Here is a 26,540-nt window from a genome sequence, read left to right as displayed (position 1 = left end):
GGTCTTCAACCCCGCGCGCGTGTTGGCCGTTCTCGTACGCCGGTTTGGCCCAACTTGTACGGCGAGTTGGGCCTAGTGGACGGCTGGTTGGGCAAAACCGAGCGCGGGCATGTGTCGCCTGGCAACATATAGGCATGAGTGTTGGCGTGGTACTGCCGCTGGGGGCGGAGCAGGCGGACCTGACGACCGCGGGCGGCAAGGGCGAATCCCTCTCCACCCTGGTCAGAGCGGGCATCCCGGTCCCACCCGGCTTCCACATCACCACCACCGCCTACCGCGACTTCACCGCGGGCCCCCTCAGCACCCTCATCCGCGAAGCCCTGGCCACCGAGCCCGAGGACGCCTCCGCCACCATCGCCGCCGCCTTCGCCCGCGCCCCCTTCCCCGCGAGCACCGCCGCCGCGATCCTGTCCGCCTACGCCGACCTGGGCAGCCCCGCCGTCGCGGTCCGCTCCTCGGCCACCGCCGAGGACCTCCCCGGCCTCTCCTTCGCCGGCCAGCAGGACTCCTTCCTCAACATCACCGGCGAAGAAGCCCTCCTGGATGCCGTCCGCCGCTGCTGGGCCTCGCTCTGGACCGCCCGCGCCATCGGCTACCGCGCCCGGCACGGCATCACCGGCGACCTCGCCCTGGCCGTGGTGGTCCAGGAACTCGTGCCCGCCGACTCGGCCGGGGTGCTCTTCACCGCCAACCCGGTCACCGGCGCCCAGGACGAGTTCGTGATCAACGCCGCCTGGGGGCTCGGCGAATCGGTGGTCGGCGGCCAGGTCACCCCGGACACCTACGTGATCAAAAACGACACCGTCGTCACCCGCGAGGTCGCGGACAAGACCGTCCGCACCGTCCGCACGGCCAGGGGCACCCGCGACGAACCGGTCCCCACCGACCTGCGCTGGCTGCCCGTGCTCACCGACGACCAGGCCCGCGACCTCGCCGAACTCGGCCGCCGGATCCACCGGCTCTACCACCGCCCCACCGACATCGAGTGGGCCTGGCACGACGGCCGCTTCGCCATCCTGCAGGCCCGCCCGATCACCACCGTGGTCCGCGAGACCTGGAACGACTCCCGGCTGGGCGACTACCTGTGGACCTCGGCCAACCTCGGCGAGGCCATCCCGAGCGTGATGACCCCGGCCACCTGGTCCCTGGTGCGCGCGGTGTCGGTCAGCTCCCTCGGCGGGCACCCGATGAACGGCAACATCGGCGGCCGCTTCTACCTCAACATCAGCCTCAGTCTCGGCCTGGCCGACGCGGTGGGCGCCGGCCGATTCCTGCGCCGTGCCAACGAGAACCTGTGGGGCCGCATCGGCGACGACCTGCCCAAGCTGCCCACCTCCCGGTTCACCCTGATCCGCCTCGCGCTGCGCACCGCCCTCGGTGAATTCGGCACCGCCCGCACCCTGCGCCGCCGCCTGCCCGACCTGCTCGCCACCGGCCAGGACCGCGGCCGCGATCTGCGCGAACGCATCGCCAAAACCGAGGAATCGGCCGAGCTGGCCCGGCTCTGGGACACCGAACTCGACCACGTGCTGCGCGTCGACGCGCACCTGCTCTCCGCCGCCGCCCGCACCGTCGCCCTGGACCAGACCCGGGTCCGCACCCGCCTGGAAAAACTGGTGGACCCTGCCGAGGTGACCGCGCTGCTCAGCGGCGCGCACGGCGCGGGCGGCGACCTGGCCAGCCTCGGCCCGGTGCTCGGCCTGGCCGAGCTGCGCGCCGGCCGACTCGACCGGGACGCCTACGCCGCCGCCTGGGGCCACCGCGGACCCGACGAGTTCGAGGTCTCGATCCCGCGCCCCGCCGAAACCCCGGCCTGGATCGAGGCACAGCTGCGTACCCTCGGCAGCGGCGAACAGGACCCGTCCACCCTGCTCGCCCGGCAGGCCCAGCTCCGCCAGGCCGCCTGGCACCGGCTGCAGACCCGGCACCCCAAGCAGGCCGCCAAGCTGTGGCCGAAGCTGGACCGGGCCGCCCGCGCCGCCCGCCGCCGGGAACAGGCCCGCTCCGAGTTCGCCCGGCTGTTCTGGATCTTCCGCGCCTTCCTGGTCCGGGCGGGTGAACTCACCGGCCACGGCGAGGACCTGTTCTTCCTGTCCATCGAGGAGACCGTGCGGGTGCTGCACGGCGACCCCGCACCCCTGGCCACCATCCCGGCCCGCCGCGCCGCGCACGAGCACTACCGCGCCCTGCCGCTGTACCCGACCCTGCTCCGCGGCCACTTCGACCCGGACACCTGGGCCGCCGACCCGCACCGCCGCACCGACCGCTACGACGCCACCCCCGCACCCGCCCCGGACGCCCTGGTCCGCGGCTTCGGCGGCGTCGCGGGCGTGGTGGAGGGCCAGGTCCGGCTCATCCACACGATCGAGGAGGGCGCGCAGCTGCAACCCGGGGAGATCCTGGTGACCACGGTGACCAACATCGGCTGGACCCCGCTGTTCCCCCGCGCCGCCGCCGTGGTCACCGATATCGGCGCCCCGCTCTCGCACGCCGCCATCGTCGCCCGCGAACTCGGCATCCCGGCCGTGGTGGGCTGCGGCGACGCCACCACCAGGCTGCGCACCGGGGACCGGGTCCGGGTCGACGGCGGCCAGGGCACGGTCACCGTGATCGACACCGCCCCCTAGGATCGATTTCATGGGCGAGCCGGAGCTGGACGAGCAGGAGGGCATCGGGATCCCCGACCCGTTGCAGCGGTTGTGGACCCCGCACCGGATGGCCTACATCCGCGGCGAGGGCAAGCCCGCCGACGCCGAGGCGACGGGCTGCCCGTTCTGCCAGGTCACCCAGCTGGACGACCCGAACGGCCTGGTCATCGCCCGCGGCAGGCTGGTGTTCGCGGTGCTCAACCTGTACCCGTACAACCCCGGCCACCTGATGGTGCTGCCCTACCGGCACATCCCCGACTACACCGACCTGGACCCGGCCGAGACCATCGAGTTCGCCGAGTTCACCCAGCGCGCCATGCGGGTCATCCGGCACGCCGCCGCCCCGCACGGCTTCAACATCGGCATGAACCAGGGCACCGTGGCCGGAGCCGGCATCGCCGCGCACCTGCACCAGCACGTGGTGCCGCGCTGGGGCGGGGACGCCAACTTCATGCCGGTGGTCGCGCACACCAAGGTGCTGCCACAGCTGCTCGGCGAGACCAGGGAACTGCTCGCCGGGGCCTGGGACGAGGTCGGCTAGCCGCGTCAGGTACCTGGGCTACCGGCCGGTTAGGCTGGCGTCACCAGGTTCTTTGTTGCCCACGGGGTCACCGAAAGTCGATGCCGAACAGCCGATGCTGAACATCTTCGCCCGCGCGTCGGTCTCGCGCGTCACCGACCCGGTCGGCTCCTGGCTGTTGCGCCGCGGGCTGACCCCCAACGCGATCACCGTCTTCGGCACCGCCGGGACGGTGCTCTCCGCACTGTGGTTCTTCCCGCGCGGCCAGCTGCTGGTGGGCACCCTGGTGGTCACCGTGTTCACCCTGTTCGACCTCATCGACGGCGCGATGGCCCGCGCCCAGGGCAACGGCACCCGCTTCGGCGCGGTCCTGGACGCCAGCTGCGACCGGATCGCCGACGGCGCCCTGTTCGCCGCCATCGCCTGGTGGGCCTTTGTCGAGGCACACGACCGGGCCCTCGGCGCGGCGGCCCTGTTGTGCCTGGTCACCGCGCAGGTCATCTCCTACGTCAAAGCTCGCGCCGAAGCCACCGGGCTCTCCGCCGACGGCGGCCTGGTCGAACGCGCCGAACGACTCATCCTGGCCCTGGTCGGCACCGGCCTCACCGGCCTGGACGTGCCCTACGCCCTGGACATCGCGCTGTGGTCCCTGGCCGCGCTGTCCCTGCTCACCGTCGGCCAGCGGCTGCACGCGGTCTACCGCAGCGCCAAGGCGACTCCGTGACCGCTGCCCGCGACCGGGCACTGGACACCGGTTACGCGGCGGCCTGGCGGCTCACCCGCGCCCTGCCCGACCCCCTCGCCCGGCACCTGTTCGCCACCCTCGCCCAGTGCGCCGCCCACCTCGGCCCCGGCCACCGGCTGCGCGCCAACCTGGCCCGGATCGTGCCCCCCGACCGCCTGGACGCCACCGTCCGCGCCGGCCTGCGCTCCTACGGCCGCTACTGGGCCGAGACCTTCCGCCTGCCCGCCCAGGACCTGCCCGCCATCCGCCGCCGGATCACCACCACCGGCGTCGAGCACCTCGACACCGCGCTGGCCGCCGGGCGCGGCGTGGTCCTGGCCATGCCGCACAGCGGGAACTGGGACATCGCCGGCGTGTGGCTGACCGGGCACGCCGGCCGGTTCACCACCGTCGCCGAACGCCTGCGCCCCGAATCGCTGTACCGCCGCTTCACCGCCTACCGCGAATCCCTCGGCTTCGAGATCCTGCCGCTCACCGGCGGCGCCCCACCCGGACGACTGCTGCTGGAACGCCTGCGCGCCAACCGGATCGTCTGCCTCCTGGCCGACCGGGTGCTCACCGGCGCGGGCGTGCCGGTCACCTTCTTCGGCGCACCCGCCCGGCTGCCCGGCGGGCCCGCGCACCTGGCCGCACTCACCGGCGCCGCCCTGCTGCCCGCCGCCACCTGGTTCACCCGGCACGGCTGGGGCCTGCGCTTCCACCCCGCGCTGCCGGTCACCGGCGTCGCCGAGACCACCCAGCGGCTGGCCGGGGTCTTCGCCGCCGACCTGGCCCGGCACCCCGCCGACTGGCACATGCTGCACCCGGTGTGGACCGACCGGCGGTGAAGATCGGCCTGGTCTGTCCCTACTCCTTCGACGTGCCCGGCGGCGTGCAGACCCACGTCCTCGAGCTGGCCCGCGAACTCCGCCACCGCGGCCACCAGGTCGCCGTGCTCGCCCCCGCCCGGCACGCCGCCCTGCCCGACTACGTCACCCCCGCAGGCGGCGCGCTCGGCATCCCCTACAACGGCTCCATCGCCCGCCTCGCCTTCGGCCCGCGCGCCCTGCACCGGGTCCGCCGCTGGCTGCGCACCCACCGCCCCGACCTGCTGCACCTGCATGAACCCGCCGCCCCCAGCCTGTCCCTGCTCGCCCTCACCCAGGCCGACTGCCCGGTGGTGGCCACCTTCCACACCAGTTCCCCGGCCGCGGGCCACCCGTTGCTGCGGCCACTGCTGCGCCGCGTCACCACCCGGATCGCGGTCTCCGCCACCGCCCGCAGCACCCCCGGCATGATCGAGATCCCCAACGGCGTCGACGCCGCCCGCTTCGCCAGGGCCACCCCACTGCCGCTGCCACCCGGCGCGATCGGCTTCCTCGGCCGCTACGACGAACCCCGCAAGGGCCTGCCGGTCCTGCTGTCCGCCGCGTGCCACCTGCTGCCCACCCACCCGGACCTGAACCTGGTCATCGCGGGCACCGGCAACCCCGCGGCCCTGCACCGCGCCGCCGGCCCGGCCCTGTCCGCCCGGATCACCCTGCTCGGCCAGGTCGACGACGCCACCAAAGCCCGCCTGCTGCGCGGCCTGGACCTCTACTGCGCGCCCAACCTCGGCGGCGAGAGCTTCGGCATGGTCCTCACCGAGGCCATGGCCGCCGGCGCGCCCGTGCTCGCCAGCGACCTGGCCGCCTTCACCGAGGTGCTCGGCGGCGCGGGCGAGACCTTCCCGGTCGGCGATTCCGTTGCCCTGGCAGGGAAAATCGCCATGCTGCTGGCCGATCCAGGGCGCCGGGCGCGACTGTCGGCGGCCGGGCGGATCCGGGTCCGGCGATACGACTGGGCCGAGGTGGCCGGAAAGCTCGACGCGGTCTACCGGTCCGCGCTGGCCGGTCCCGACCGCTCATGCCCGGCCACCACGGTCAGCCAGTGCGCGCCTTCGCGACCGAACACCACCGTGCCCAGTCACTGACCGCGGTGCACCAGCCACGGCTCCAGCTCCGGATCGATCGCGAACTGCCGGACCATCCTCCGCCCGCGTGCTCCAGGGTTCGACGCTACCGGCGACGGCAGCGCCGAACCAGACCAGGCGGTCTCACAGTTTCGCGGCGATGGCCTCCGGCAGTGGGTCGTAGCGGACGAAACGGCGGGTGAAGGTCGCGGTGCCCGAGGTCAGCGACCGCAGATCGATGGCGTAGCGCAACAACTCCGTGCACGGCACCTCCGCGCGCACCAGCGTCCGCCCCGACCCGGACGCCTCGGTGCCCAGCACCCGGCCGCGGCGGCCGGACAGATCGCCCAGCACGGTGCCCAGGTGGTCATCGGGCAGCAGCACCGCGACCTCGTCCAGTGGCTCCAGCAACGCGATCCCGGCCGCGGCCGCCGCCTCCTTCATCGCCAGCGAGGCCGCGGTCTGGAACGCCGCGTCGGAGGAGTCCACGCTGTGCGCCTTGCCGTCGACCAGACTCACCCGCAGGTCCACCACCGGATAGCCGGACTGCAAACCCCTGGCCATCTGGGCGCGCACCCCCTTCTCCACACTCGGGATGAACTGGTGCGGCACCGAACCGCCGACCACCTTGTCCACGAACTCCAGCCCCGACCCGCGCGGCAGCGGCTCGATCACCAGATCGCACACCGCGTACTGGCCGTGCCCGCCGGACTGCTTCACATGCCGCCCGTGTCCCCTGCCCGCCTTGGCGAAGGTCTCCCGCAGCGGCACCCGCACATCCTCGGTGTCCACCTCCGCGCCACCGGCCCGCAGCCGTTGCAGCACCACGTCCGCGTGCGCCTCGCCCATGCACCACAGCACCAGCTGATGGGTTTCGGCGTTGCGCTCCAGCCGCAGCGTCGGATCGCTCGCGGCGAGCTTGGCCAGGTTGCGCGCCAGGGTGTCCTCATCGCTGCGGGTGCGGGCCAGCACCGCCACCGGCAGCAACGGCTCCGGCATGTCCCACGGGCGCACCAGCAGCGGATCCTCCGGCGCGGACACGGTGTCCCCGGTCTCGGCGGAGGTGAGCTTGGTCAGCGCGCACAGGTCCCCGGCCACGCAGTAAGGCACCTCGCGCAAAGTCGCGCCCAGCGGCGAGTAGACGTGCGCGACCCGTTCGTCGCTGTCGTGGTCCTCGTGCCCGCGGTCGGCCATGCCGTGCCCGGAGATGTGCACCGGCCGCTCCGGCCGCAACGTCCCGGAGAACACCCGCACCAGGGAGACCCGGCCGACGTAGGAGTCCACCGCGGTGCGCACCACCTCGGCGACGAGGGGCCCGTCCGGGTCGGCGGCCAGGCGGGGGCGCGGGATGCCGTCGGTGCTGGTCACCTCGGGCGGTTCGTGCTCGGCGGGGGAGGGGAAGGCCCTGGTCAGCATCTCCAGCAACTCCGGCACGCCGAGGCCGGTGGTGGCGCAGACCGGGATCACCGGGTGGAAGGAACCGCGGGCCACCGCGGTCTCCAGATCGGCGATCAGCACCCCCTGGTCCAGGTCCTCGCCCTCCAGGTAGCGCTCCATCAGGGACTCGTCCTCGCTCTCGGCGATGATCCCCTCGATCAGCGTGTCCCTGGCCGCGGCGAACTCCTCGGCCATCTCCGCCGGGGGCGTGCCGGTGATCAACCCGACCAGCCCGGACACCTCGCCGCCTGCCCGCAGCGGCAGGTACAGCGGCAGCACGCCCTCGCCGAAGGCTTCCCGGCAGGCGGCGATCTCCGCGTCGATGTCGGCGCGCTGGTGGTCACAGCGGGCGATGACCACCGCGCGCGGCATGCCCACCGCGGCGCACTCCTGCCACAGCGTCACCGTGGCCGCGTCCACGCCCTCGGCCGCGCACACCACGAACAGCGCGGCGTCGGCGGCGCGTAACCCGGCGCGCAGCTCACCGACGAAATCCGCGTACCCCGGGGTGTCGATCAGGTTGACCTTGACCTCGCGGTGCAGGAACGGGGCCACCGACAGCCCGACCGAACGCTGCTGCCGCACCGCCGCCGGATCGTGGTCGCACACCGTGGTCCCCTCGGTGACCGAGCCGGTGCGGTTGATCACCCCCGCCGCCGCCAGCAACGCCTCGGTGAGCGTGGTCTTCCCGGAACCCGACGGTCCGACCAGCACGACGTTGCGCACCTTGGTGGGGTCGGCTACAGCGACCTGGCCGCCGGCATGGCCGTTGTCCGTGTGCTTGGTGCCCATGGCACTTCCACCTCCCGAACGGCCGGCCTGATCCGACCGCGCGTTGGATGTGTCCGATCTCACACCCGATGCCCCGGTGGCGTCCACCCCAGGGCGCGCGCACCATCCGGGAGTACTAATTGCGGTGATGAGTGAGCTGCTGACCCCGCTGCCCCGTCCGCGCACCTCCCGGCCCAGCCGCGGCGGTGTCCGGGCCACCGGCGCGCACCTGCTCGACTGGGACTGGGCGCGCTACCGCCTGGAGGACGCCCGCAACTACTGGATCGCCACCGCGAGCGCGGGCAGGCGACCGCACACCCGGCCGGTGTGGGGGGTGTGGCTACCAGCGGGTTTCTGCTTCGTGACCGGGTCGGCCGCGGTGCGCAACCTGGCGGTGAGCCGGGAGATCAGCGTGCACCTGGAAAGCGGCGACGAGGTGGTCATCGTGGAGGGCGAGGCCGCCCTGGTCACCGCCCAGCTGGACCTGCTGCGGCTGGCCGAGGCCCTGCGCGAGAAGTACCGCTGGACCCTGCACCTGGCCGACGGGCGGCTGGCCGGCGAGGGCGGTCAGGGCGGCCCGGCCTACCTGGTGCGGCCGCGGGTGGTCTTCGGCTGGGCGCGGGACGGGGAGAGCATGACCCGCTGGCGGTTCGGCGCAGGCTGAGCCACCGTCCGGGGGAGTGGCGTGACGCGGGTAACTGGCCTGCTCAAATCGCGCGGAATTGGCCACTTTGAGGGGCCGCGCGCGGACGTAGCATGTGGTTCCCAGTCATCCACCGGAGTGGGTTTTCCCACTTCAGAGCACAGTTGGGCAGGACACCAGTGACCTCCAGTGACATCCAGGCCGTCGGCACCGCGCGGGTCAAGCGCGGCATGGCCGAGATGCTCAAGGGCGGCGTGATCATGGACGTGGTCACCCCGGAGCAGGCCAAGATCGCCGAGGACGCCGGCGCCGTCGCGGTGATGGCCCTGGAGCGGGTCCCCGCCGACATCCGGGTCCAGGGCGGCGTCGCCCGGATGAGCGACCCGGACATGATCGACGGCATCATCGCCGCCGTGTCCATCCCGGTCATGGCCAAGGCCCGCATCGGCCACTTCGCCGAGGCCCAGGTGCTGCAGTCGATCGGCGTGGACTACATCGACGAGTCCGAGGTGCTGACCCCCGCCGACGAGGCCCACCACATCGACAAGTGGGACTACACCGTCCCGTTCGTCTGCGGCGCCACCAACCTGGGCGAGGCCCTGCGCCGCATCAGCGAGGGCGCGGCCATGATCCGCTCCAAGGGCGAGGCCGGCACCGGCAACGTGGTCGAGGCGACCCGGCACATGCGCCAGATCCGCGCCGACATCCGCAAACTGACCCTGCTGGACGAGCCGGAACTCTTCGTCGCGGCCAAGGAACTGCGCGCCCCGTACGAGCTGGTCAAGGAAATCGCCCAGCTCGGCAAGCTCCCCGTGGTCCTGTTCACCGCGGGCGGCATCGCCACCCCGGCTGACGCCGCGATGATGATGCAGCTCGGCGCCGAGGGCGTCTTCGTCGGCTCCGGCATCTTCAAGTCCGGCGACCCGGCCAAGCGCGCCGAGGCCATCGTCAAGGCCACCACCTTCCACGACGACCCCGACGTCGTCGCCAAGGTCTCCCGCGGCCTGGGCGAGGCCATGGTCGGCATCAACATCTCCGACCTCCCCGACTCCCAGCGCCTCGCCACCCGAGGCTGGTAACCCCCGCGCCCAGTTTGCCCAACTCGTACGCCGGGTTGGGCAAACTGGGCGTACGGGTTGGGCCAAGTCGTACGGTGGGGCGGTCAGATGTGTTCCATCACCAGCACGAACGACGTCCCTGCCGCCAAAGCCTCGTACACGTGCGGGGCGTCGCCGGGGAAGGCCGCGTAGTCGCCTGGCGCCAGCTCGACCGAACTCTCCGCGGGCCCGCAGCGCAGCCGCCCGCTGCTCACCACCGCGTGCTCGATCGACCCCGGGATATGCGGATCTGCCAGCCGGGCCTGCCCCGGCTCCATCGTGATCACGTAGATATCCCGCCGCGCCCCCGGCGGACAGGCCGACAACAACGTGCCCACGAACGCCGCCTGCTCCGAGGTCACCCCCGGCCCCTCCCCGGCCCGGATCACCCGCACCTGCGCCACCGGCGGCTCCACCAACCGCGAGAACGGCACCCCCAGTGCCACCCCCAGCGCCCACAACGTCTCCACGCTCGGGTTGCCGCTGGCCGACTCCAGCTGGGACAGCGTGGACTTGGCGATGCCGGCTCGTTTGGCCAACTCGGTCAGGGTGAGGCCGGTGCGGTCCCGTTCGCGGCGCAGGTTGGCTGCGATGGTGCGCAGGGGTGCGCCGCCGGGGCGGGCGTCGGTCATGGTGTTCGCTCCAGCGGTCCTTGTATTCGCGTTGACGAACGCACCTTAGTGTGTTCAGTATAGGAGTCGATGCGTTCGATATGGCGAACACTTGACTCCGCACTCATCCGTGATGTGAGTGCCGCCGCCCTGACCGGCGGCATGATGGGGATGTCCTTCGGGGCGGTCGCGGTGACCTCCGGGCTGTCCGTGTGGCTGGCCGTGGCGATGTCCGTACTGGTCTTCGCCGGCGGCGCCCAGTTCACCGCGGTCGGGGTGGCCGCGGCCGGCGCCGGTCCGCTGGCCACCGTGCTGGCCGGGTTGCTGGTCAACGCGCGGCTGCTGCCCTTCGGCCTGGCCGTGGGCGGGGTGTTCGGCCGTCGCTGGTACAGCAGGATGCTGGGCAGCTACCTGATGATCGACCAGTCGGTGGCCTTCGCGCTGGCGCAGAAGGATCCCGACCGGGCCCGCGCGGTGTACTGGGCCTCCAGCATCGCCGCGTTCGTCACCTGGAACTCCGGCACGCTGCTCGGCGCGCTGATCGGCTCGGCCGTGGGCGATCCCAAGGATTTTGGCCTGGACGCGGTGTTCCCGGCCGGCATGTTCGCGCTGATCCTGCCGCAGCTGGCGGACAAGACCCCGCGCCGGGTGGCGATCCTGGGCGGGGTGATCGCGGTGGCCACCGCACCCCTGCTGCCGCCCGGACTGCCGGTGCTGCTGGGCCTGCTCGGCCTGGCCGCCGCCCTGCCCGTGCCGAACTGGAAGAAGAAGGCCGCATGACGCTGACGACCATCCTGGTGCTCGCGGGCGGGACCTACGCCTTACGCGCCGCCGGGCCGTTCCTGCGGGACCGCCTGGAAATCTCGGAGAAACTGCAACGCGGGCTGGCCCTGGCCGCGATCGCGTTGCTGTCCGCGCTGGTGCTCACCCAGGCCGTGCTGGACGGGCAGGTCTTCAGCGGCTGGGCCCGACCAGCGGGTGTGCTGGTCGGGGCCCTGGCCGCGTGGCGGAAGCTGCCGTTCGCGGTGGTCGTGCTGCTCGCCGCGGGCACTGCCGCCGGACTCCGGCTGGCCGGAATCCCTTAGCGCTTGGCGATTTTCTCGGTCAGCTTGGTGCCCTTCTGGCCGGTGACCACGCACACCGCGGTGCGATCACCGGTCCGCCAGGACGAAGCCGTCGGGTAGAAGTAGTACAGCTCCAGCTTCTCCAGGGTGGCCGGCGGCAGCATGCCTTCCAGGCGCTCGCTGCACTCGGTCTCCACGTCGCTGGTCACCTTCGCCTCACCCGGGTACTCGGGCGCGGCCGGCATCGGGAAGCGGTCCATGACCTCGGCCTCGTGCGGCTTGTCGCAGGGCTGGGCGGTCACCGAGGTGATCGCCTTGCCCTCCTTGACCCCGTCGAAGCAGTCGCCCACGTTCAGCTTGAACACGCTCAGCCGTCCGGAGTCCACGACCTGACCGGCCTCATTGCGGGTGGCCTGGGTGTTGATCGCGACCGCGATCAGCGTCGCCCACAGCGCGAGCCAGACCCCGGCGACCACGATCCCGGCGATGGCCATGCCCTTGCCGCGGTCGGCCCGCTGCTTGATCTGGTTGAGCGAGACCAGCCCGAAGATCACCGCGAGCACGTTGGTGATGATGCCCGGGATGATGCCCAGCACCAGCGCCGCGATGGCGAACCCGTTGGTGTTGCCGGGAACCGGCGCCTGACCGTACGGCTGGTACGGCTGCGGGTAGCCGGCTGGCGCCTCCGGCGGAGGCGGCGGCGCCGACGGGTAGAACTGCGCCGGACTGGGCTGCTGCTCCGGCTGGCCCGGCTGCTCCGGCTTCGGCTGGTCTGTCACGGAGCGAACTTTCCTCTACCCGCGACTGTCTAGGCAAACCGGCTCCGCTCAACCGGGTTCCGCGCTCAGCCCACCAGGAACGGCACCGAACCGACGAAGAGCAACGGGATCAGGAAGAACAACAGGAACAACCCGACCCAGACGCAGCCCACGACCAGTCCGGCCAGTGCCATGCCGCGGCCCTGTTCGCCGGACTGCTTGATCTGGTTGAGCGCCACCGCGCCGAAGATGATGCCCAGCACCGGCAGGATGAAGAACGGGATGATCCCGCAGACCAGCGCGGCCACCGACATCCCGTTGGTCTTCTGCTGCGGGTACGCCTGCGGATAGCCCTGCTGGTAACCGCCCGGGTAGCCCTGCTGCTGGTACCCGGGGTAGGCGGCCTTCTGGTAGCCGCCGGAGTCCTGGTAGCTCATCGGCGCCGGGTATGGCGGCTGCGGCTGGTACTGCGCGTCGGGCACGACCGGGTACTGGACCTCGGGCGTCACCGGATACTGCACCTCCGGGGCCACCGGGTACTGCGGCTCGGGCGCGACCGGGTACTGCGGTTCCGCCGGCGCGGGGTAGTGGGGCTCCGCCGTGGCCGGGGAGTACGGGGCTGGGTCCTGCGACGGCGGCTGGACCGGATCCTGTGGTGCTGACACGGCGAGCACCGTAGCCGGTGCCCGCCCCGCCCACCCGCGAAACGCCCGCACGTCACCCCAGCAGGGCCCCCTCCGCGGGCGGCACCGCCCGTTTGCGGATGTGCTCGAAGACTAGATGCGTCTGCAGCTGGGCGACCTCCTTGCGGGTGGTGAAGGAGTCCAGCACCAGTCGTTGCAGGTGCGCGGTGTCGGCCACCGCCACGTGCACCAGGAAATCGTCCGGACCGGCCACATGGGACAGGGCAAGGGTTTCCGGCAGGGCCAGCGCGAAGTCGATGAAGGGCTGCACGATCGCCCTGGTGTGCGGGCGCACCCGCACCGCGATCATCGCCTGCACCGGCCTGCCCAGCTCGGTCAGGTCCACCTCGGCCCGGTACCCGGTGAGCACCCCGCGCTCACGCAGCGCCCGGTGCCGGACCAGGCAGGTCGAGGGCGCCAGGTTCACCAGCGCGGCCAGGTCCTTGTTGGGCAGCCGAGCGTCGTTCTGCAACTCCTGCACGATGGCCGCGTCCACCGCATCCAGCACGGACCTCACCTCACTTCGCCGAACAGGATTCGCAATCTACCCAGAGACGCCGACGATTGCGTCACGATCCGAGCCATGCGCAGCATCCACACCCGAGCCGTGCACGCCGGCCGGGACGAGTTGACCGCCCTCGGCGTGCACGCCCTGCCGATCGACCTGTCCACCACCTACCCGCTCACCGACGCCGACGCAGGCGAACGGGCCCTGCTGGAACTGGCCGAGGGCGCGCCGACGGCCGGCTCGCCGGTGTACGGGCGGCTGATCAACCCGACCGTGTCCCGGTTCGAGCGCGCGCTGGCCGAACTCGAAGGGCTGCCGGACGCGGTCGCCTTCGGCAGCGGCATGGCCGCCCTGGTCGCCACCGTGCAGGCCGCCTGCCTGACCACCGGCCGCAAGCACGTGGTCGCGCTGCGCCCGCTCTACGGCGGCACCGACCACCTGCTGACCAGCGGAATCCTCGGCGTGGAGGTCACCTTCGCCGAGGCCGCCGGGGTGGCCGCGGCGATCCGGCCGGACACCGGCCTGGTGATCGCGGAGACCCCGGCCAACCCGACCCTGGACCTGGTGGACCTGGACGCCCTGGTAGCCGCGGCCGGGGGCGTGCCGGTGCTGGTGGACAACACCTTCGCCACCCCGGTGCTGCAGAACCCGGCCGCGCACGGCGCCACCTACGTGCTGCACTCGGCCACCAAGTACCTCGGCGGCCACGGCGACGCCATGGGCGGCATCGTGGCCGCCCCCGCCGAGCAGGCCGCGGCGATCCGCAGCCTGCGCGTGGCCACCGGCGCGCTGCTGCACCCGATGTCGGCCTACCTGCTGCACCGCGGCCTGGCCACACTGCCGCTGCGGGTGGAGGCGGCCCAGCGCACCGCCGCCGAACTCGCCGCCAGGCTCAGCGTTCACCCGGCAGTGGCGAAGGTCCATTATCCGGGACTGGCCGGTTCCGATCCGCACGGTGTGCTGGGCAGACAGCTCCGCGGGCCCGGCGCGGTGCTCTCCTTCGAGACATTCGAAGAATCGGATGCCATGCTGGCGAAACTCCGCCTTTTCACCCATGCGGTGAGCCTCGGTTCGGTCGATTCCCTGGTGGAGCGACCGGCCGCGCTGACCCACCGTCTTGTCCCCGACACAGACCGTCTGGCCTGCGGAATCAGCCCCAGACTGGTGCGTGTCTCGGTGGGTCTGGAGGACGTCGAGGACCTGTGGAGCGATCTTGATGCCGCACTTGAGGTTCTCATAAGAATCAACGTGATTCCCATTACGTCCTAGCGAACGCTATAGCTTTGTGCACACTCGATGGCGATATCGTCCCCGCTTCAGAGGGCAACGGGGCCTGTTACGTGATTCCACAGTGTGGGCCCCGGATATCTGTAATCGAGGATAGAGAGGGGCGCCGCGTGGCTTCCGCGCCGGAGCTCGACACCAAACCGGGCCAGCCTGACGACGACGGATACGTCAAGACGTTGTCCAACCGCCAGGTCCAGATGATCGCGATCGGCGGCGCCATCGGCGTCGGCCTGTTCCTGGGCGCGGGCGGCAGGCTCGCCACGTCCGGTCCAGGACTGGTCCTGGCCTACGCGGCCTGCGGCATCGCCGCGTTCTTCGTGATGCGCGCGCTGGGGGAGCTGGTCATGCACCGGCCCACCGCGGGCAGCTTCGTGGAGTACGCCCGCGAGTTCGTGGGTCCGTGGGCCGGCTTCACCAGCGGCTGGATGTACTGGGTCAACTGGGCCATGACCGGCATCGCGGAGATCACCGCGGTGGCCATCTACGTGCACCGCTGGCTGCCCGACGTGCCGCAGTGGATCACCGCGCTGGTCGCGCTGGCCGTGCTGCTGCTGGTCAACCTGCTGTCGGTGAAGCTGTTCGGCGAACTGGAGTTCTGGTTCTCCGTCATCAAGGTGCTGGCGATCATCGTCTTCCTGTTCACCGGCCTCGCGCTGGTGCTGACCTCGGCCGATGTCGGCGGGACGACCGCGTCCGTGTCCAACCTGACCGCGCACGAGGGCTTCCTGCCCAATGGCGTGGGCGTGGTGCTGATGAGCCTGCAGGCGGTCATCTTCGCCTACTCCGCGATCGAGCTGGTCGGCATCGCCGCCGGTGAGACCAAGGACCCGCGCAAGGTGTTGCCCAAGGCGATCAACGGCGTGGTGTGGCGGATCGGCATCTTCTACATCGGCTCGGTGCTGCTGCTGGCCATGGTGCTGCCGTGGACGCTGTACTCCGGCGCGGAGAGCCCGTTCGTCACCGTGTTCACCCGGCTGGGCATCCCCGGCGCGGGCGATGTGATGAACGCGGTCGTGCTGACCGCGGCGCTGTCCTCGTGCAACTCGGGGCTGTACTCCACCGGCCGCATCCTGCGCTCGCTGGCGCAGAAGGGCGAGGCGCCCAAGTTCACCGGCAAGATGTCCGCCCGGCACGTGCCCTACGGCGGCATCCTGTTCACCGCGATCGTCTACCTCTTCGGCGTGGTGCTGAACTACCTGGTGCCCAAGGAGGCATTCGACATCGCCATCGCGGTGGCCAGCCTCGGCGTGATCACCACCTGGATCACCCTGCTGTACTGCCAGATCCGGTTGCGCCGCAAGGCGGACAAGGGCGAGCTGCCGCGCAGCGAGTTCCGGATGCCGGGCGCGCCGTACACCAGCTGGCTCAGCATCGGCTTCCTGGTGCTGGTGCTGGTCCTGATGGCCTTCACCGAGGGCGCCGAGCGGATCGCGTTCTATTCGATGCCGATCATCGCGCTGGTGCTGTTCGTGGGCTGGAAGCTGGTCAGCCGCCGCAACCAGGCGGTCGCCGCCGCGGCGGGCAAGGCCAAGGAGAGCACCCCGGTTCGGGAGCCGATCGCGGGCGAATAAGCTGGTAGGACCAGCAAGCAACGGTTCCAGCAGTTCAGGAGTGCGCAGTGTCGGCAGCCCAGCCCGTGGTCGGAGTACTCGCCCTGCAGGGTGACGTGCGAGAGCACCTGGTGGCGCTCGCCGAATGCGATGTGCTGGCCCGCCCGGTCCGCCGGGCCGAGGAGCTGGCACAGGTGCACGGGCTGGTCATCCCCGGTGGCGAGTCCACCACGATGAGCCGCCTGCTCACCAACTTCGAGCTGCTGGAACCGTTGCGTCTGCGGTTGAAGGAGGGGCTGCCCGCCTTCGGCTCCTGTGCTGGCATGATCATGCTCGCCAGCACGGTGCTCGACGGACGTCCGGACCAGCACCAGCTCGGCGCCGTGGACATGGTGGTCCGGCGCAACGCCTTCGGCCGCCAGGTCGACTCCTTCGAGGCCGACCTCGACGTCACCGGCATCGAGGGCGACCCCGTGCGCGCGGTGTTCATCCGGGCGCCGTGGGTGGAATCGGTCGGCGACGAGGTGGAAGTGCTCGCCACCGTGCCGGACGTCCCGGACTCCGGGGCGGCCGCCGGTAGGATCGTCGCCGTTCGACAGGGACGCGTGCTGGCAACCGCGTTCCACCCTGAACTGACCGGCGACGGGCGGGTGCACCGCCTGTTCGCGGACACCGTGCGCGCGGCCTGAGAAGCTGACGGGGAACGCGTCAACGGTGACGAGAGCGACGGAGGAGAGATGAGCGGCCACTCCAAGTGGGCCACCACCAAGCACAAGAAGGCCGCCCTCGACGCCAAGCGCGGCAAGCTGTTCGCGAAGCTGATCAAGAACATCGAGGTCGCCGCGCGGACCGGTGGGGGCGACCCCGAAGGCAACCCGACCCTCTTCGACGCCATCCAGAAGGCGAAGAAGAACTCGGTGCCCTCGGACAACATCGAGCGCGCCCGCAAGCGCGGCGGCGGTGAAGAGGCCGGCGGCGCCGACTGGCAGACCATCATGTACGAGGGCTACGGCCCCAACGGCGTGGCGGTCCTGGTCGAATGCCTCACCGATAACCGCAACCGGGCCGCCAGCGAGGTCCGCGTGGCCATGACCCGCAACAACGGCAACATGGCCGACCCGGGCTCGGTGGCCTACCTGTTCACCCGCAAGGGCGTCATCCTCGTGCCCAAGAACGACATGAGCGAGGACGACGTGCTCATGGCCGTGCTCGACGCGGGCGCTGAAGAGGTCAACGACCTGGGGGACAGCTTCGAGATCGTCTCCGAAGCCGGCGACATGGTCGCGGTCCGCACCGCGCTGCAGGGCGCCGGCATCGACTACGACTCCGCCGACGCCAACTTCCTGCCCGCCATCAGCGTCTCACTGGACGCCGACGGCGCGCGGAAGGTCTTCCGGCTGATCGACGCCCTGGAAGACTGCGACGACGTGCAGAACGTGTTCGCGAACTTCGACGTGAGCGATGACGTGATGGCCGAGGTCGACGCGTAGGCGGTCGTTCCGGCCGAGTTCTCCGCGATGCCGCGCCGTCCCGCACCAGCGGGGCGGCGCGGCATTCGCTTGTGCCCGCCTCGCACAGGTACCTGGAGCCCGCGGAGCAGCCCGGCGGCGGGAACTGAAAAATTGGTCTGAACGGCCTAGTCCACCCCCGCTCATCCGGCCTCCGGCGAACGGCAGAATGACCCCATGCCGCCCCTGGAAACCGCCGACGACCAGCTCCGCCGCGAACTCCTCGCCTCCGCCGAGCAACACGGCGCGGCCGTCGTGCACGTCCCGGAGGAAGAAGGCGCCGCCAACTTCGCCCTCTCCGTCGGCTGCTGGCGCCGCTTCGGCGCCCCCGAGGCCGTCGTCATCGGCCTGCCCGAGGAAGCGGCCACGCACGTCATCGGCGCCTACGTGGACCGCATCTCCCGCGGCGAGCGCTTCCCGCTGGGCAAGGTGTACCAGGACTTCCTGCCCGGCTGCCTGGTCACCTTCGAGAAGGTCAACCTGGGCTACTACCCGGAGTTCCTCGGCTTCGTCTTCCTCTTCCACCCCCAGGGCAACTTCCCGGCGATGCAGATCATCGTCACCACGCCCGAGGGCCACTGGCCGTGGCAGGAGAACGCCCCCGCCGGCTTCTTCGAGTGGCAGCCGGTGCTGACCGAGTCCGGGTACCCCGAAAGTTGGACATCCGGCGCTGAAGGCCCCTGACTGTCGGTGGCTCGTGCGAACATATGTTCGAACAAGCCAACCGGAGGGACTTCAGGCATGTGCGACATGTGCAACGGCGCCACCGCGGAAGACGTCCGCCGCGACCTGCTGAAACACGTCGCCGAACACGACTACGCCACGGTCGCCGTGGCCGCCGACCAGGACCCGCTCACCGGCCTGCGCATCCCCGGCAGCCACTACACCGTCGGCCTGTGGGCCCTGCGCCACACCCCGGAGGTCATCATCCTGGGCGCCCCCGACCAGCACGCCCGCGACCTGGTCCGCCGCTACGCCGAGCGCGCCGCCGCCGGCGAACGCTTCGCCCCCGGCTACCGCTACGACGGCTTCATCGACGGCTACCAGGTCACCTTCGAACGCGTGGCCGGAGAGCACTACCCCGACTGGCTGACCTCAGCCCGCGCCCTCTACCCCGACAACGACTTTCCCGCCCTGCAACTGCTCTGGCCCACCCACGACCACGCCTGGCCCTGGCAAGGCGGCTGCTACCGCTTCCACCGCGCCCAGCCGGTCCTCACCGCCAGCGGCACCCCCGAAAGCTGGCTCCCCGGAGTGAACGGCCCATGACCACACCCGCCATCCGCATCGCCGCCTTGCGGCCCGACCACGCAGGCGAACTCCTCACCCTGCAACGCGCCGCCTTCCTGCCCGAAGCCCAGCGCTACCGCGAACCCTTCCTCCCGCCACTCCTGGACACCCTGGACCAGCTCCGGGCCCTGATCGCGAACCCGGAGATTCCCACCCTGGGCGCCTTCTCCGGCCACCGCCTGGTCGGCGCCGTCCGTGGTGTGGTCGACGGCGACCGCCTGGAGGTGGCCCGCTTCGTGGTGGCCCCCGACCGCCAGGGCGAAGGCGTGGGCGCGGCCCTGCTCACCGCCCTGGAAAACGCGGCCCCGCCCCAGATCAGGACCCTGTGGCTGGCCACTGGCACGGACAGCGCCGAGTCTCTCGCGATATACGAACGCCGCGGCTACACCCGCGTCAGCGAACGCCCGGACACCGCGGGCGTCCTGCTCGTCGTCCTGGAAAAGCCCAGGCCCTAACGGTTCCCGAGCACCCGGCTCACCGCGATCTCCAGCACCACCCTTGCCGGGTTCTCCTTCGGCTGCCGATACCGCCGCGCATACCGCGCCACCGCGTCCGCCACCGACTCGGCGTCCTCCCGCACCACCGCCCGCCCTTCCAGGGTCGACCAGTGCGCCCCCTCGAACTGACACACCGCCACCGCCAGCCCCGCCACCCCAGCCCCCGCCACCAACCGAGCCTTCACCGAATGCCGAAAAGTGATCACCCGAGCGATCCCACTCGCGAAGTCCACGGTCACCCCCACCGGCACCACATGCGGCCGCCCATCCGGCCGCACCGAACTCAACGACGCCAACCGCCGCTCAGTCCAGAACTCCGCGAACCCCACCCCACGCCCCAGCAAATCAACACCCACCCCCAAACCCTATGCCGCCCACCCACGGCGCCCCTCGCCCTACCCACAGCCCGGCCTCGGGTCAGCAGACCTTGCCTTCCGTGGAGTCCTTGCGGCAGCGCAGCAACGCCGTCGCGGCCGCCACCCCGGCCTCGGTGGCCCGGCGCGGGTCCGCCGGGTCCTCGATCATGCTGGCCACCGCCGCGGCGAAGAACACGTCGCCGGCGCCGGTGGTGTCCACCGCGTCGACCGCGGTGGTGCCGACGGCTCCCGAGTTGCCGTTGTGCCAGAACTGGGCGCCAGCCGAACCTTGGGTTTCCGCACGCAGGGCCTCGGCTCTGGTGCGGTCTCGTAACGTCCTCGGGGCGACCGCGCGTTCCAGGAAAAGGCGTTCCCGGGTGGAGAAGGTCAGCACTGAGGCGGTGGACAGGAGGCGGTGGACCAGGCCGCCGGGGTAGGCGTCCGGGTCGTCTTTGACTGTCCAGGCCAGGTGCTGGTCGGGGCGGAGCAGGTCCAGGATTTCCACGGTGACGGGGCGGGGGCCGACCAGCAGGCAGACCCAATCGCTGTCGGCGATGACGGCGCGCTGGGTCTCGGTCAGGGACTGGGGGACCGGCTCGCCGGGGTCGTAGACGGTGACGACCTGTTCGTCCGGGGCGTAGAACAGGTAGTTCGACGGGGTTCGGTCGCCGCTCTGGTCCACCCCGGACACGTCGACGCCCCAGGAGGCGAGGCGGTCGGTGTAGGCCGCGCCGAAGGCGTCCTGGCCGACCCAGGTGACCGCGCGGACATCGTGTCCGGCCTCGGTCAGGCCCTCGGCGGCGTAGGTGATGCCGCCCAGATGGGGCCAGGGGTGGGACAGGCGGCGGCGGACCAGGGTGGTGCCGGTCGCCGCCAGGAACGGGTCGGTTTCCATGGCGTGGTCGACACTGGCGTAGCCGATCACCGCTACTCGCGGCACGTGGTCTCCCGGCGGGCTCCGTGACGGTGGACGTTTCAACGTAGCGTGCCGCCGTTTCCGGGGTTCACCGATTACCCAGGACTTCGCGATTCTTGATCCGCTCTTGCCCGAAGCGACTGGTCAGGCTTCCCCGTGCCGCGGGTAATCCTGCCGGGAAGGGGCCGAAAGTAGGGGCGGATCGCGGTCAGGGCCGCGCCACCCTGGCCAGGAAGTACGGCGCGCCGCTTTCCTGATGGCGCACCAGGAACAGGAACGGCCGGTCCACCCGCACCTCCAGGGGTAGCTCGGGGTCCAGTTCCAGGGAGACCGCGCCGAACATCATCGCGGTCACCGCCGCCCCTTCCAGGCCCTGTTCGTCCACGTCCAGCACTGCCTGGTGCAGGGCCGCGGTGACCGCCACCCGCTCCCGGGTCAACCCGCCCAGGTCCGCGTGCTCGCCGAAGACCGTGCGCACGCCCAGTTCGCCCACCGGGTCGGCCAGCTCCAGCCGCGAGGCCACCGTGAACCGCGGCAGGAACAGCTCCACCTCCCGGTACACCCCGGAGCCCACCAGCGTGTCCAGGAGTTCCGTGTCCAGGGTCGCCGTGTCCAGGTCGCCGTCGGGCAGCAGCACCACGGCCTCGGTGCCGCCGTCCGCGGGCAACACGACCGACTGCCAGCCGCCCAGCGCCCGGTGCCGCAGCTTCCCGCCGCGGCTCATCGTCGGCACCGGCACCGTGCCGCCCGGCGCGTGGAACGGCAGCGCGGCCGTCCGGTCGGCGTCCCGGAACGGCGTGAGCCAGCCGACCTTGAGGTAGAGCGCGTTCACCAGCGCCACCAGGGTGTCCGGCGTGATCGCCCCGGCGGGCACCGCCTCGGTGATCAGCCCGCGGGTGGTCTCGGCGACGTCGGCGTTGATCACCCCGCGGGCCACCTCCGGCGCCGCCCGCAACCCCAGCTCCCGAACCCGCGCCCCCGGCCACTCGTCCAGCCGCGCCAGGAATTCCTCGTGCACCGGGACTCCGTCGTCCACCCACAGCGTGCTGGTCACCGCGACCGTCCCGGCCCACAGTTCAGCGGCCCCCGCGACCCGCTTGAGCAACTCCGCGGGCTCGCCGATCAGCTCGACGATCTCCGCCCGCGACCGCCCCTTGGCCGCCTCGGCGACCAGGCCCAGCGCGGTCGCGACGGAGTACGGCGACCAGCACGCGTTGGTGTCGGCGGGACCGGAGAGCGCCCGATGCAGGGCCAGCGTGAACTCGTGCACAACGCCACGCTAGCCGCGAACCCGCTACCCGGCAGCCGGATCGGTCACGGTCGCCACGAAGTAGGGCACCCGGGTGTCGGCGTGCCGCACCAGCACCGCGAACGGCCGATCCACCAGCACCGACACCTCCGGCTCCACCGGCACCCGCCGCCCCCGGGTGGCGATCACGGTGACCGCCGCCCCTTCCAGACCCTGCTCGTCCACACTCAGCACCGCCTGGTGCAGCACCGCCGACACCGAGGCCCCCGCCGAGGTCAGTCCCGCCAGCCCAGCCCCGAAAACCTCCCGGATCCCCACACCCCGCAACGCCTGTTCCAGCCGAACCCGCGCCGCCGCCCGGAACCGCGGCAGCACCAGCTCCACCACCCGGCTGTCCCCGACCTCCCACGGCACCCCGGCGAGATCCCCGATCTCCCCGTCCGGCACCGCCACCACCACCTCGACGCCACCCGCGGCGGGCACGACCACCACTCGCCAGCCGTCGCGTTCGAGGTAGCCCAGCCGAGCCCGCACCCGCATCATCGGCACCGGGACTTCCGCGGCCGGCGCCCGGAACGGCAACTCCCCGACAGCGGTGAACGCGGTGCGCCAGGCCGCCCGCAGGTACAGCGCGTTCACCAGCACCACCAACGTGTCCGGCCCGATCATGCCGGGCGGAACCGCCTCCGGAATCAGCCCACGGGTCGTCTCGGCGACATCGGCGTTGATCACGCCCCGGGCCTGCTCCGGCTGGCTTCGCAAGGCCACGGCCCGTACGTGCTGCGCGCCAACGGCCGCGCGGTACTCGTCCCGGATCGGCACTCCGGTATCGGCCCACACGGTGCTGCTCACCGCCAGCGTCGGACCCGACCCCACCTCGGCGGCCTGGGCGAGCAGGTCGCGGGGGTCGCCGAGGACCTGGCGGAGTTCCTCGTGCGCGGTGCCGGTGGCGGCGTCGAGGAGCAGGCTCAGCGCGGCGGCGACGGAGTAGGGCGACCAGCACGGGTTTGGTTCGGTGGGGCGAGGGAGGGCGCGGTGCAGGTCGAGGGTGAACGGCAGCATGGCCGCAGGCTACGAGGTCAGCCCGAACCGAACCCGCTCTTTGGCAGTCAACTCCCGAGCGTCGGCTGCGGCCAGCAGGGCGGCGGCATCCTCGGTTGGGGTCCAGGTGAGCCGCGTGCCGTCGGAGTTGATCACTCGGATAGTGTGGTCGTCGTACCAGTCCACCGCGATGACATGACCGGTCGGGGTGAGGACAGCCAGTTCGTCGCAGGTGTCCGCGTCCCAGATCCGCAGATCATGGGCGCAACTCAGCAGCCGCCTGCCATCCGGAGACCAGTCGAGAAACTCGACCGTGACTTGCTGGCTGGTGCTCGCGCTGTGGCGAGTACCAGTGGCCAGATCCCAGCAGCGGATCGCTAGGTCCGTACCCACCCCGGCGACCCGGCTGCCATCCGGTGACCAGCTGAGCAGGCTGATCCCGTCCGCCGCCTCGATTGTCGCAACGTGCTCCTGCGTGGACAGCAACCACACCTCGATGGAGCGCAGGCCGTCGGATATGGCGAGTCGGTCACTGTCTGGCGACCAGTCGAGCGGGCCGTACCCTCGGCCTGCGGTGGGGAAGGACGCGACCGGCTCCTGACACTCCATCGACCACACCGTCACTGCGGAAGGACCGTTGGCCGGACGCTCTTCCTGGTGCGTGGCCAGGTGCCGTCCGTCCGGGGACCAGGCCAGGAACCCGCCGCCCCGTGGGAAGCGCCTCACGATCTGGTGCGTTGTCGCCGACCACACGACCACCTCATCGGTGTTTTCACCTGCGATCAGCCCAGCGGCCTCCGACCAGAGTGCCTTCAACCACCGGCCAGGCGGGCAGGGCAGCCGTGTCCACTCTGTGGGTGTCCAGCCAGCCAGCACAATGTCGTCCGATTCGCGCTGGGACAGCACAAGACGAGAGTGGTCCGGGTGGCTGGCTGCCACGATGAGTTCGCCACCCCGGCTGACCGCCAAGGTGTCGGTCTCCGTGTCCCAGATCCGGACCGATGTCGAGCGCGGCACGAACGCCAGCACTGTTCCGGAGGCTGACCAGCACAGTGGTGAATCGGTGCTTCGCTGATGGCTCAGCACGCTGAGGTCCGTGGTATCCACCAGCTGGACGTCCAACATGCCTGTCCCGGTCACCGCGATCACCGATCTGGCCGGTGACCAGGAAACCCGGGTTGATCCGGGGGACTTCACGGCCTTCTCAGCGGACGTGGACAGGTCGAGGATGATCAGTGTGCTGGCAAGCTGGCGAGGAGGTTGACTGCTTACCAGCATGGCCAGTTGGTCGCCTGTCGGTGACCAGGACAGGTCGACTACCGGATCGACCTCCCGCGTGGACACAGCGGTCCAGGAGGAGGTTTCCAGGATGGTCACCGTGTCTTTGCTGCCCAACGCGACCAGCGCGTCATCCGGCGACCAGCTAACCGCGTAGATGTGTTTCGCGGCCAGTCGCCTGCTCATGCACGGACCTTCTTCTTGAAAGGTCCACACCTGTGCCCCGGAGTGCTCTGACCAGGAAAACAGGCGGGAGCTGTCGTTGGACCAGCGAAAGCTGATGAGCTGCTCATCGCTCAGTGCCGGTGCGATCCACCGGCCATCCGCTCTCGACCACACTCCTGTCGTACCGACATAATCGCCGAGCACGATTTTGCTGCCGTCGGGGGACAGTTCGGCGAGGTACGGCTTGGTCAAGGGAAGCTCGGCGGTCTCCACCAGGTCGCCCGCGCGGTTCCAGACGCACTCGTGGCCGTCCGCCCCGATGGTCAGCAGATGGTCGTCGTCCGGGAGCCACACCATTGCCAGGATATGTTTGGTATGCCCCACCGGAAACTGTGCGCGGGTGGGTTCGGCCAACAACCCCCACAGTGACAGGACCGCCGCTGGTGACGCCGATTCGCGTACCGCCGCGGCGGCGATCGCGCGGGCCAGTTCGATGTCGCTGTCGCGGTGTTGCCGGGCCCACGATGCTGCTTGCCTCGCTCGACTATCGGCGGAAAGTCGTTGGGCAGCCTGGGAAGCGGCGATGAACTCGGCCACGACCCCATCCGCGGATGTCTCCGTGGCGAGCACAAGTGCCTGTCCACGAAGCAGATCATCGTCCTGCCGCTCGACTGCCCACGCACGAGCCTGGCTGCTCAACAACGCCAACCGGCGAAGCCGATCCTCGTTCTCGATGATCAGGTCGTGCAGCCAGGACCATTGGCGCAGCAAGGCATCGTGCGCCAGGTCGAAGGACTTGCCGTCGCCCGACTCCGCCAACAGCCGAGCTGCGCGGAACTCGTCAGCGATACGGAAACCAGTGGCATCCAAGTCGGCGGTGAACACAGCGCGACGAGTAGGTTCCCGGCCCTCCCACGAAACGAACCGCAACAGCGTCGCCTCGATCTCCGCGTCCGGATGCACCGCCGACAGCGCAAGCCGGACCTCATCCGCGTGCCGCGCGATCGCCCCGCCAACCCGCCCAGCCCGGTCATACGCCTCAACCGTGATGACCTTGGCGCCGGACAACCGCTGCAACAAGTGCCCCAGCAGCGGCAACGCATCCCCGACCGTCGCCTCCGCCACCATCTGCTCGACCAAGCCGTCCTCGAACTCCACCCCCGCCGCCCGAGCAGGCCCGACGATCACCTGACGCAGCAACCGAGGTTCCAGCGGCCCCACCGGATACGGATGCGCGAACAACCGGTTCGCCGCGAACATCCCCAACGCATCCGGCCGCAACGCGACCAGCACATGCAGGTTCGGCTGCGCCGCCAGCACTGCCTCGATCAGGCTGACGAACAGCGTCCGCTCGGCCTCGGGCACCCGGGTCAGGTCCTCCCACTGGTCGATCACCAGCAGACAGCGAGTTCCGGCAAGCCGGGTGGCCAGATCAGTCGGCGGGCGTTGGGGGAGTTGGGTCGCCTCGTCATGGAGCAACCGGGCGCAGCGACTCCGGTCGGTCTCGGTCAACGCCGAAGCCAATGCCCCGAACGGATCCGGCCCGGGTTCCACCGGCCCGAAGACAGTCCAGCGGGAACCCAGCCCGGCCAGCACCCCCGCCTGGATCAGCGACGACTTGCCGCTGCCGGACGGCCCGACCAGCGGCACGAACCGGTGCGCCGGATCGCCGCCAGACCGGGCGAGACGCTCCAGGAGATCGCGGGTTTCGTTGTCGCGCCCGAAGAACACCGCGGCGCGATCGGCGGTGAAGGACTCCAGGCCGGGGTAGGGGCTGCCGTCGTGCCACACGCGATGCCGGGTGGCCAGGTAGCGGCGGAGGTGCTCGAACAGGTAGATAGCCAAGATCAACGCAGGCAGCCACACCCAGGCATACCGGGCCACTGGTTGCAGCGGAGACCACCAGTTGTCCGGGGCCGAGGTGACCAGGTTGGTGCCCAGACCCAGCAACACGCCCAGGAACAGCGGGAGCAGGTCGAGCGGGTGGT

The 26,540-nt window shown here is 71.0% G+C and carries 26 protein-coding genes; 16 read left to right on the top strand and 10 right to left on the bottom strand.

All coding sequences use genetic code 11. The features are described from left to right. Positions 1-134 precede the first annotated feature (134 nt). The 5 genes from MZC64_RS16565 (at position 135) to MZC64_RS16545 (ending at position 5,864) form a co-directional block, all read left to right on the top strand. Positions 135-2,627 carry a PEP/pyruvate-binding domain-containing protein gene (locus MZC64_RS16565; RefSeq protein ID WP_247757600.1) on the top strand — a complete coding sequence of 831 codons (2,493 nt, stop codon included), beginning with the start codon at positions 135-137 and terminating at the stop codon, positions 2,625-2,627. 10 nt (positions 2,628-2,637) lie between these two features. Next, a complete protein-coding gene (locus tag MZC64_RS16560; RefSeq protein ID WP_247757599.1) occupies positions 2,638-3,189 on the top strand; it encodes an HIT domain-containing protein in 552 nt (183 codons plus the stop codon). Between the two features lie 94 nt (positions 3,190-3,283). Then, on the top strand, positions 3,284-3,892 hold the full coding sequence (gene pgsA / locus MZC64_RS16555; protein ID WP_247757598.1) for a phosphatidylinositol phosphate synthase: 609 nt from the start codon (positions 3,284-3,286) through the stop codon (positions 3,890-3,892). Further along, entirely contained in the window at positions 3,889-4,740 is an 852-nt protein-coding gene (locus tag MZC64_RS16550; RefSeq protein ID WP_247757597.1) for a phosphatidylinositol mannoside acyltransferase, read from the top strand. Before pgsA ends, MZC64_RS16550 begins: the two co-directional genes overlap by 4 nt. After that, positions 4,737-5,864 (top strand): glycosyltransferase family 4 protein, encoded by a 1,128-nt coding sequence (locus tag MZC64_RS16545; protein ID WP_247758269.1) that lies wholly within the window; start codon positions 4,737-4,739, stop codon positions 5,862-5,864. The genes MZC64_RS16550 and MZC64_RS16545 overlap by 4 nt, the downstream gene beginning before the upstream one ends. A gap of 123 nt (positions 5,865-5,987) precedes the next feature. Here the strand turns inward: MZC64_RS16545 and MZC64_RS16540 are convergent, their stop codons facing one another. Further along, positions 5,988-8,072 carry an elongation factor G-like protein EF-G2 gene (locus tag MZC64_RS16540; RefSeq protein ID WP_247757596.1) on the bottom strand — a complete coding sequence of 695 codons (2,085 nt, stop codon included), beginning with the start codon at positions 8,070-8,072 and terminating at the stop codon, positions 5,988-5,990. Positions 8,073-8,199: 127 nt separating this feature from the next. On the opposite strand from MZC64_RS16540, the gene MZC64_RS16535 reads away from it, so the two are divergent. Together MZC64_RS16535 and pdxS are read left to right on the top strand one after the other, a co-directional pair. Next, positions 8,200-8,715: a pyridoxamine 5'-phosphate oxidase family protein gene (locus MZC64_RS16535; protein WP_247757595.1), complete on the top strand. Its 516-nt coding sequence runs from the start codon at positions 8,200-8,202 to the stop codon at positions 8,713-8,715. A gap of 158 nt (positions 8,716-8,873) precedes the next feature. Further along, positions 8,874-9,773 carry a pyridoxal 5'-phosphate synthase lyase subunit PdxS gene (gene pdxS / locus MZC64_RS16530; RefSeq protein WP_308301017.1) on the top strand — a complete coding sequence of 300 codons (900 nt, stop codon included), beginning with the start codon at positions 8,874-8,876 and terminating at the stop codon, positions 9,771-9,773. Between the two features lie 83 nt (positions 9,774-9,856). Here pdxS and MZC64_RS16525 read toward each other — a convergent pair whose 3' ends face one another. After that, positions 9,857-10,423, bottom strand: coding sequence for a helix-turn-helix domain-containing protein (locus MZC64_RS16525; RefSeq protein WP_247757594.1), 567 nt, complete (start codon positions 10,421-10,423; stop codon positions 9,857-9,859). Between the two features lie 114 nt (positions 10,424-10,537). On the opposite strand from MZC64_RS16525, the gene MZC64_RS16520 reads away from it, so the two are divergent. Continuing rightward, positions 10,538-11,182, top strand: a complete 645-nt coding sequence (locus MZC64_RS16520) for an AzlC family ABC transporter permease (RefSeq protein ID WP_308301016.1) — start codon at positions 10,538-10,540, stop codon at positions 11,180-11,182. After that, entirely contained in the window at positions 11,179-11,487 is a 309-nt protein-coding gene (locus MZC64_RS16515) for an AzlD domain-containing protein (RefSeq protein ID WP_247757592.1), read from the top strand. Before MZC64_RS16520 ends, MZC64_RS16515 begins: the two co-directional genes overlap by 4 nt. On the opposite strand, the gene MZC64_RS16510 is transcribed toward MZC64_RS16515, so the two are convergent. The 3 genes from MZC64_RS16510 to MZC64_RS16500 form a co-directional block, all read right to left on the bottom strand. Beyond that, entirely contained in the window at positions 11,484-12,245 is a 762-nt protein-coding gene (locus tag MZC64_RS16510) for a DUF4190 domain-containing protein (protein ID WP_247757591.1), read from the bottom strand. The two genes, MZC64_RS16515 and MZC64_RS16510, sit on opposite strands and share 4 nt — an antisense overlap. 65 nt (positions 12,246-12,310) lie before the next feature. Then, entirely contained in the window at positions 12,311-12,889 is a 579-nt protein-coding gene (locus tag MZC64_RS48685; RefSeq protein WP_308301015.1) for a DUF4190 domain-containing protein, read from the bottom strand. Positions 12,890-12,941: 52 nt separating this feature from the next. Continuing rightward, complete coding sequence (locus tag MZC64_RS16500; RefSeq protein WP_374205752.1) at positions 12,942-13,415, bottom strand: Lrp/AsnC family transcriptional regulator; 474 nt, start codon at positions 13,413-13,415, stop codon at positions 12,942-12,944. Between the two features lie 75 nt (positions 13,416-13,490). Here MZC64_RS16500 and MZC64_RS16495 point away from each other — a divergent pair, with 75 nt between their 5' ends. From MZC64_RS16495 to MZC64_RS16465, 7 genes are all read left to right on the top strand, one after another. Next, positions 13,491-14,684, top strand: a complete 1,194-nt coding sequence (locus tag MZC64_RS16495) for a PLP-dependent aspartate aminotransferase family protein (RefSeq protein WP_247757589.1) — start codon at positions 13,491-13,493, stop codon at positions 14,682-14,684. Positions 14,685-14,899: 215 nt separating this feature from the next. Next, a complete protein-coding gene (locus tag MZC64_RS16490) occupies positions 14,900-16,273 on the top strand; it encodes an amino acid permease (RefSeq protein WP_247758263.1) in 1,374 nt (457 codons plus the stop codon). A 47-nt stretch (positions 16,274-16,320) separates the two neighbouring features. Beyond that, the gene (gene pdxT / locus MZC64_RS16485; RefSeq protein ID WP_247757588.1) at positions 16,321-16,941 is read left to right on the top strand and encodes a pyridoxal 5'-phosphate synthase glutaminase subunit PdxT; all 621 of its coding nucleotides are present in this window, start codon (positions 16,321-16,323) and stop codon (positions 16,939-16,941) included. 48 nt (positions 16,942-16,989) lie between these two features. After that, positions 16,990-17,742 carry a YebC/PmpR family DNA-binding transcriptional regulator gene (locus MZC64_RS16480; protein WP_247757587.1) on the top strand — a complete coding sequence of 251 codons (753 nt, stop codon included), beginning with the start codon at positions 16,990-16,992 and terminating at the stop codon, positions 17,740-17,742. A gap of 195 nt (positions 17,743-17,937) precedes the next feature. Next, positions 17,938-18,444: a DUF4262 domain-containing protein gene (locus MZC64_RS16475; RefSeq protein ID WP_247757586.1), complete on the top strand. Its 507-nt coding sequence runs from the start codon at positions 17,938-17,940 to the stop codon at positions 18,442-18,444. A gap of 57 nt (positions 18,445-18,501) precedes the next feature. Next, the gene (locus tag MZC64_RS16470) at positions 18,502-19,029 is read left to right on the top strand and encodes a DUF4262 domain-containing protein (protein WP_247757585.1); all 528 of its coding nucleotides are present in this window, start codon (positions 18,502-18,504) and stop codon (positions 19,027-19,029) included. Further along, positions 19,026-19,505 (top strand): GNAT family N-acetyltransferase, encoded by a 480-nt coding sequence (locus tag MZC64_RS16465; protein ID WP_247757584.1) that lies wholly within the window; start codon positions 19,026-19,028, stop codon positions 19,503-19,505. The genes MZC64_RS16470 and MZC64_RS16465 overlap by 4 nt, the downstream gene beginning before the upstream one ends. Here the strand turns inward: MZC64_RS16465 and MZC64_RS16460 are convergent. From MZC64_RS16460 to MZC64_RS16440, 5 genes are all read right to left on the bottom strand, one after another. Then, positions 19,502-19,903, bottom strand: a complete 402-nt coding sequence (locus MZC64_RS16460; protein ID WP_247757583.1) for a pyridoxamine 5'-phosphate oxidase family protein — start codon at positions 19,901-19,903, stop codon at positions 19,502-19,504. The two genes, MZC64_RS16465 and MZC64_RS16460, sit on opposite strands and share 4 nt — an antisense overlap. Positions 19,904-19,964: 61 nt before the next feature. Beyond that, positions 19,965-20,843, bottom strand: coding sequence for a carbohydrate kinase family protein (locus MZC64_RS16455; protein WP_247757582.1), 879 nt, complete (start codon positions 20,841-20,843; stop codon positions 19,965-19,967). Positions 20,844-21,027: 184 nt separating this feature from the next. Next, complete coding sequence (locus tag MZC64_RS16450) at positions 21,028-22,089, bottom strand: serpin family protein (protein WP_247757581.1); 1,062 nt, start codon at positions 22,087-22,089, stop codon at positions 21,028-21,030. A gap of 24 nt (positions 22,090-22,113) precedes the next feature. Beyond that, entirely contained in the window at positions 22,114-23,130 is a 1,017-nt protein-coding gene (locus MZC64_RS16445; RefSeq protein ID WP_247757580.1) for a serpin family protein, read from the bottom strand. A 9-nt stretch (positions 23,131-23,139) separates the two neighbouring features. Continuing rightward, complete coding sequence (locus tag MZC64_RS16440; RefSeq protein WP_247757579.1) at positions 23,140-26,505, bottom strand: AAA family ATPase; 3,366 nt, start codon at positions 26,503-26,505, stop codon at positions 23,140-23,142. Between the last annotated feature and the right edge of the window lie 35 nt (positions 26,506-26,540).

Source organism: Crossiella sp. S99.2 (genome assembly GCF_023094165.1).
Taxonomy (GTDB): domain Bacteria; phylum Actinomycetota; class Actinomycetes; order Mycobacteriales; family Pseudonocardiaceae; genus Crossiella.
Note: the sequence above shows the minus strand (reverse complement) of the source record. Positions and strands in the feature narration are given on the sequence as shown.

Coding starts and splice junctions, on each gene's coding strand:
- MZC64_RS16565 (WP_247757600.1), top strand. CDS start 135: ATGAGTGTTGGCGTGGTACTGCCGCTGGGGGCGGAGCAGGCGGACCTG.
- MZC64_RS16560 (WP_247757599.1), top strand. CDS start 2,638: ATGGGCGAGCCGGAGCTGGACGAGCAGGAGGGCATCGGGATCCCCGAC.
- pgsA (WP_247757598.1), top strand. CDS start 3,284: ATGCTGAACATCTTCGCCCGCGCGTCGGTCTCGCGCGTCACCGACCCG.
- MZC64_RS16540 (WP_247757596.1), bottom strand. CDS start 8,072: ATGGGCACCAAGCACACGGACAACGGCCATGCCGGCGGCCAGGTCGCT.
- MZC64_RS16535 (WP_247757595.1), top strand. CDS start 8,200: ATGAGTGAGCTGCTGACCCCGCTGCCCCGTCCGCGCACCTCCCGGCCC.
- MZC64_RS16525 (WP_247757594.1), bottom strand. CDS start 10,423: ATGACCGACGCCCGCCCCGGCGGCGCACCCCTGCGCACCATCGCAGCC.
- MZC64_RS16515 (WP_247757592.1), top strand. CDS start 11,179: ATGACGCTGACGACCATCCTGGTGCTCGCGGGCGGGACCTACGCCTTA.
- MZC64_RS16495 (WP_247757589.1), top strand. CDS start 13,491: ATGCGCAGCATCCACACCCGAGCCGTGCACGCCGGCCGGGACGAGTTG.
- MZC64_RS16490 (WP_247758263.1), top strand. CDS start 14,900: ATGATCGCGATCGGCGGCGCCATCGGCGTCGGCCTGTTCCTGGGCGCG.
- MZC64_RS16480 (WP_247757587.1), top strand. CDS start 16,990: ATGAGCGGCCACTCCAAGTGGGCCACCACCAAGCACAAGAAGGCCGCC.
- MZC64_RS16475 (WP_247757586.1), top strand. CDS start 17,938: ATGCCGCCCCTGGAAACCGCCGACGACCAGCTCCGCCGCGAACTCCTC.
- MZC64_RS16470 (WP_247757585.1), top strand. CDS start 18,502: ATGTGCGACATGTGCAACGGCGCCACCGCGGAAGACGTCCGCCGCGAC.
- MZC64_RS16465 (WP_247757584.1), top strand. CDS start 19,026: ATGACCACACCCGCCATCCGCATCGCCGCCTTGCGGCCCGACCACGCA.
- MZC64_RS16445 (WP_247757580.1), bottom strand. CDS start 23,130: ATGCTGCCGTTCACCCTCGACCTGCACCGCGCCCTCCCTCGCCCCACC.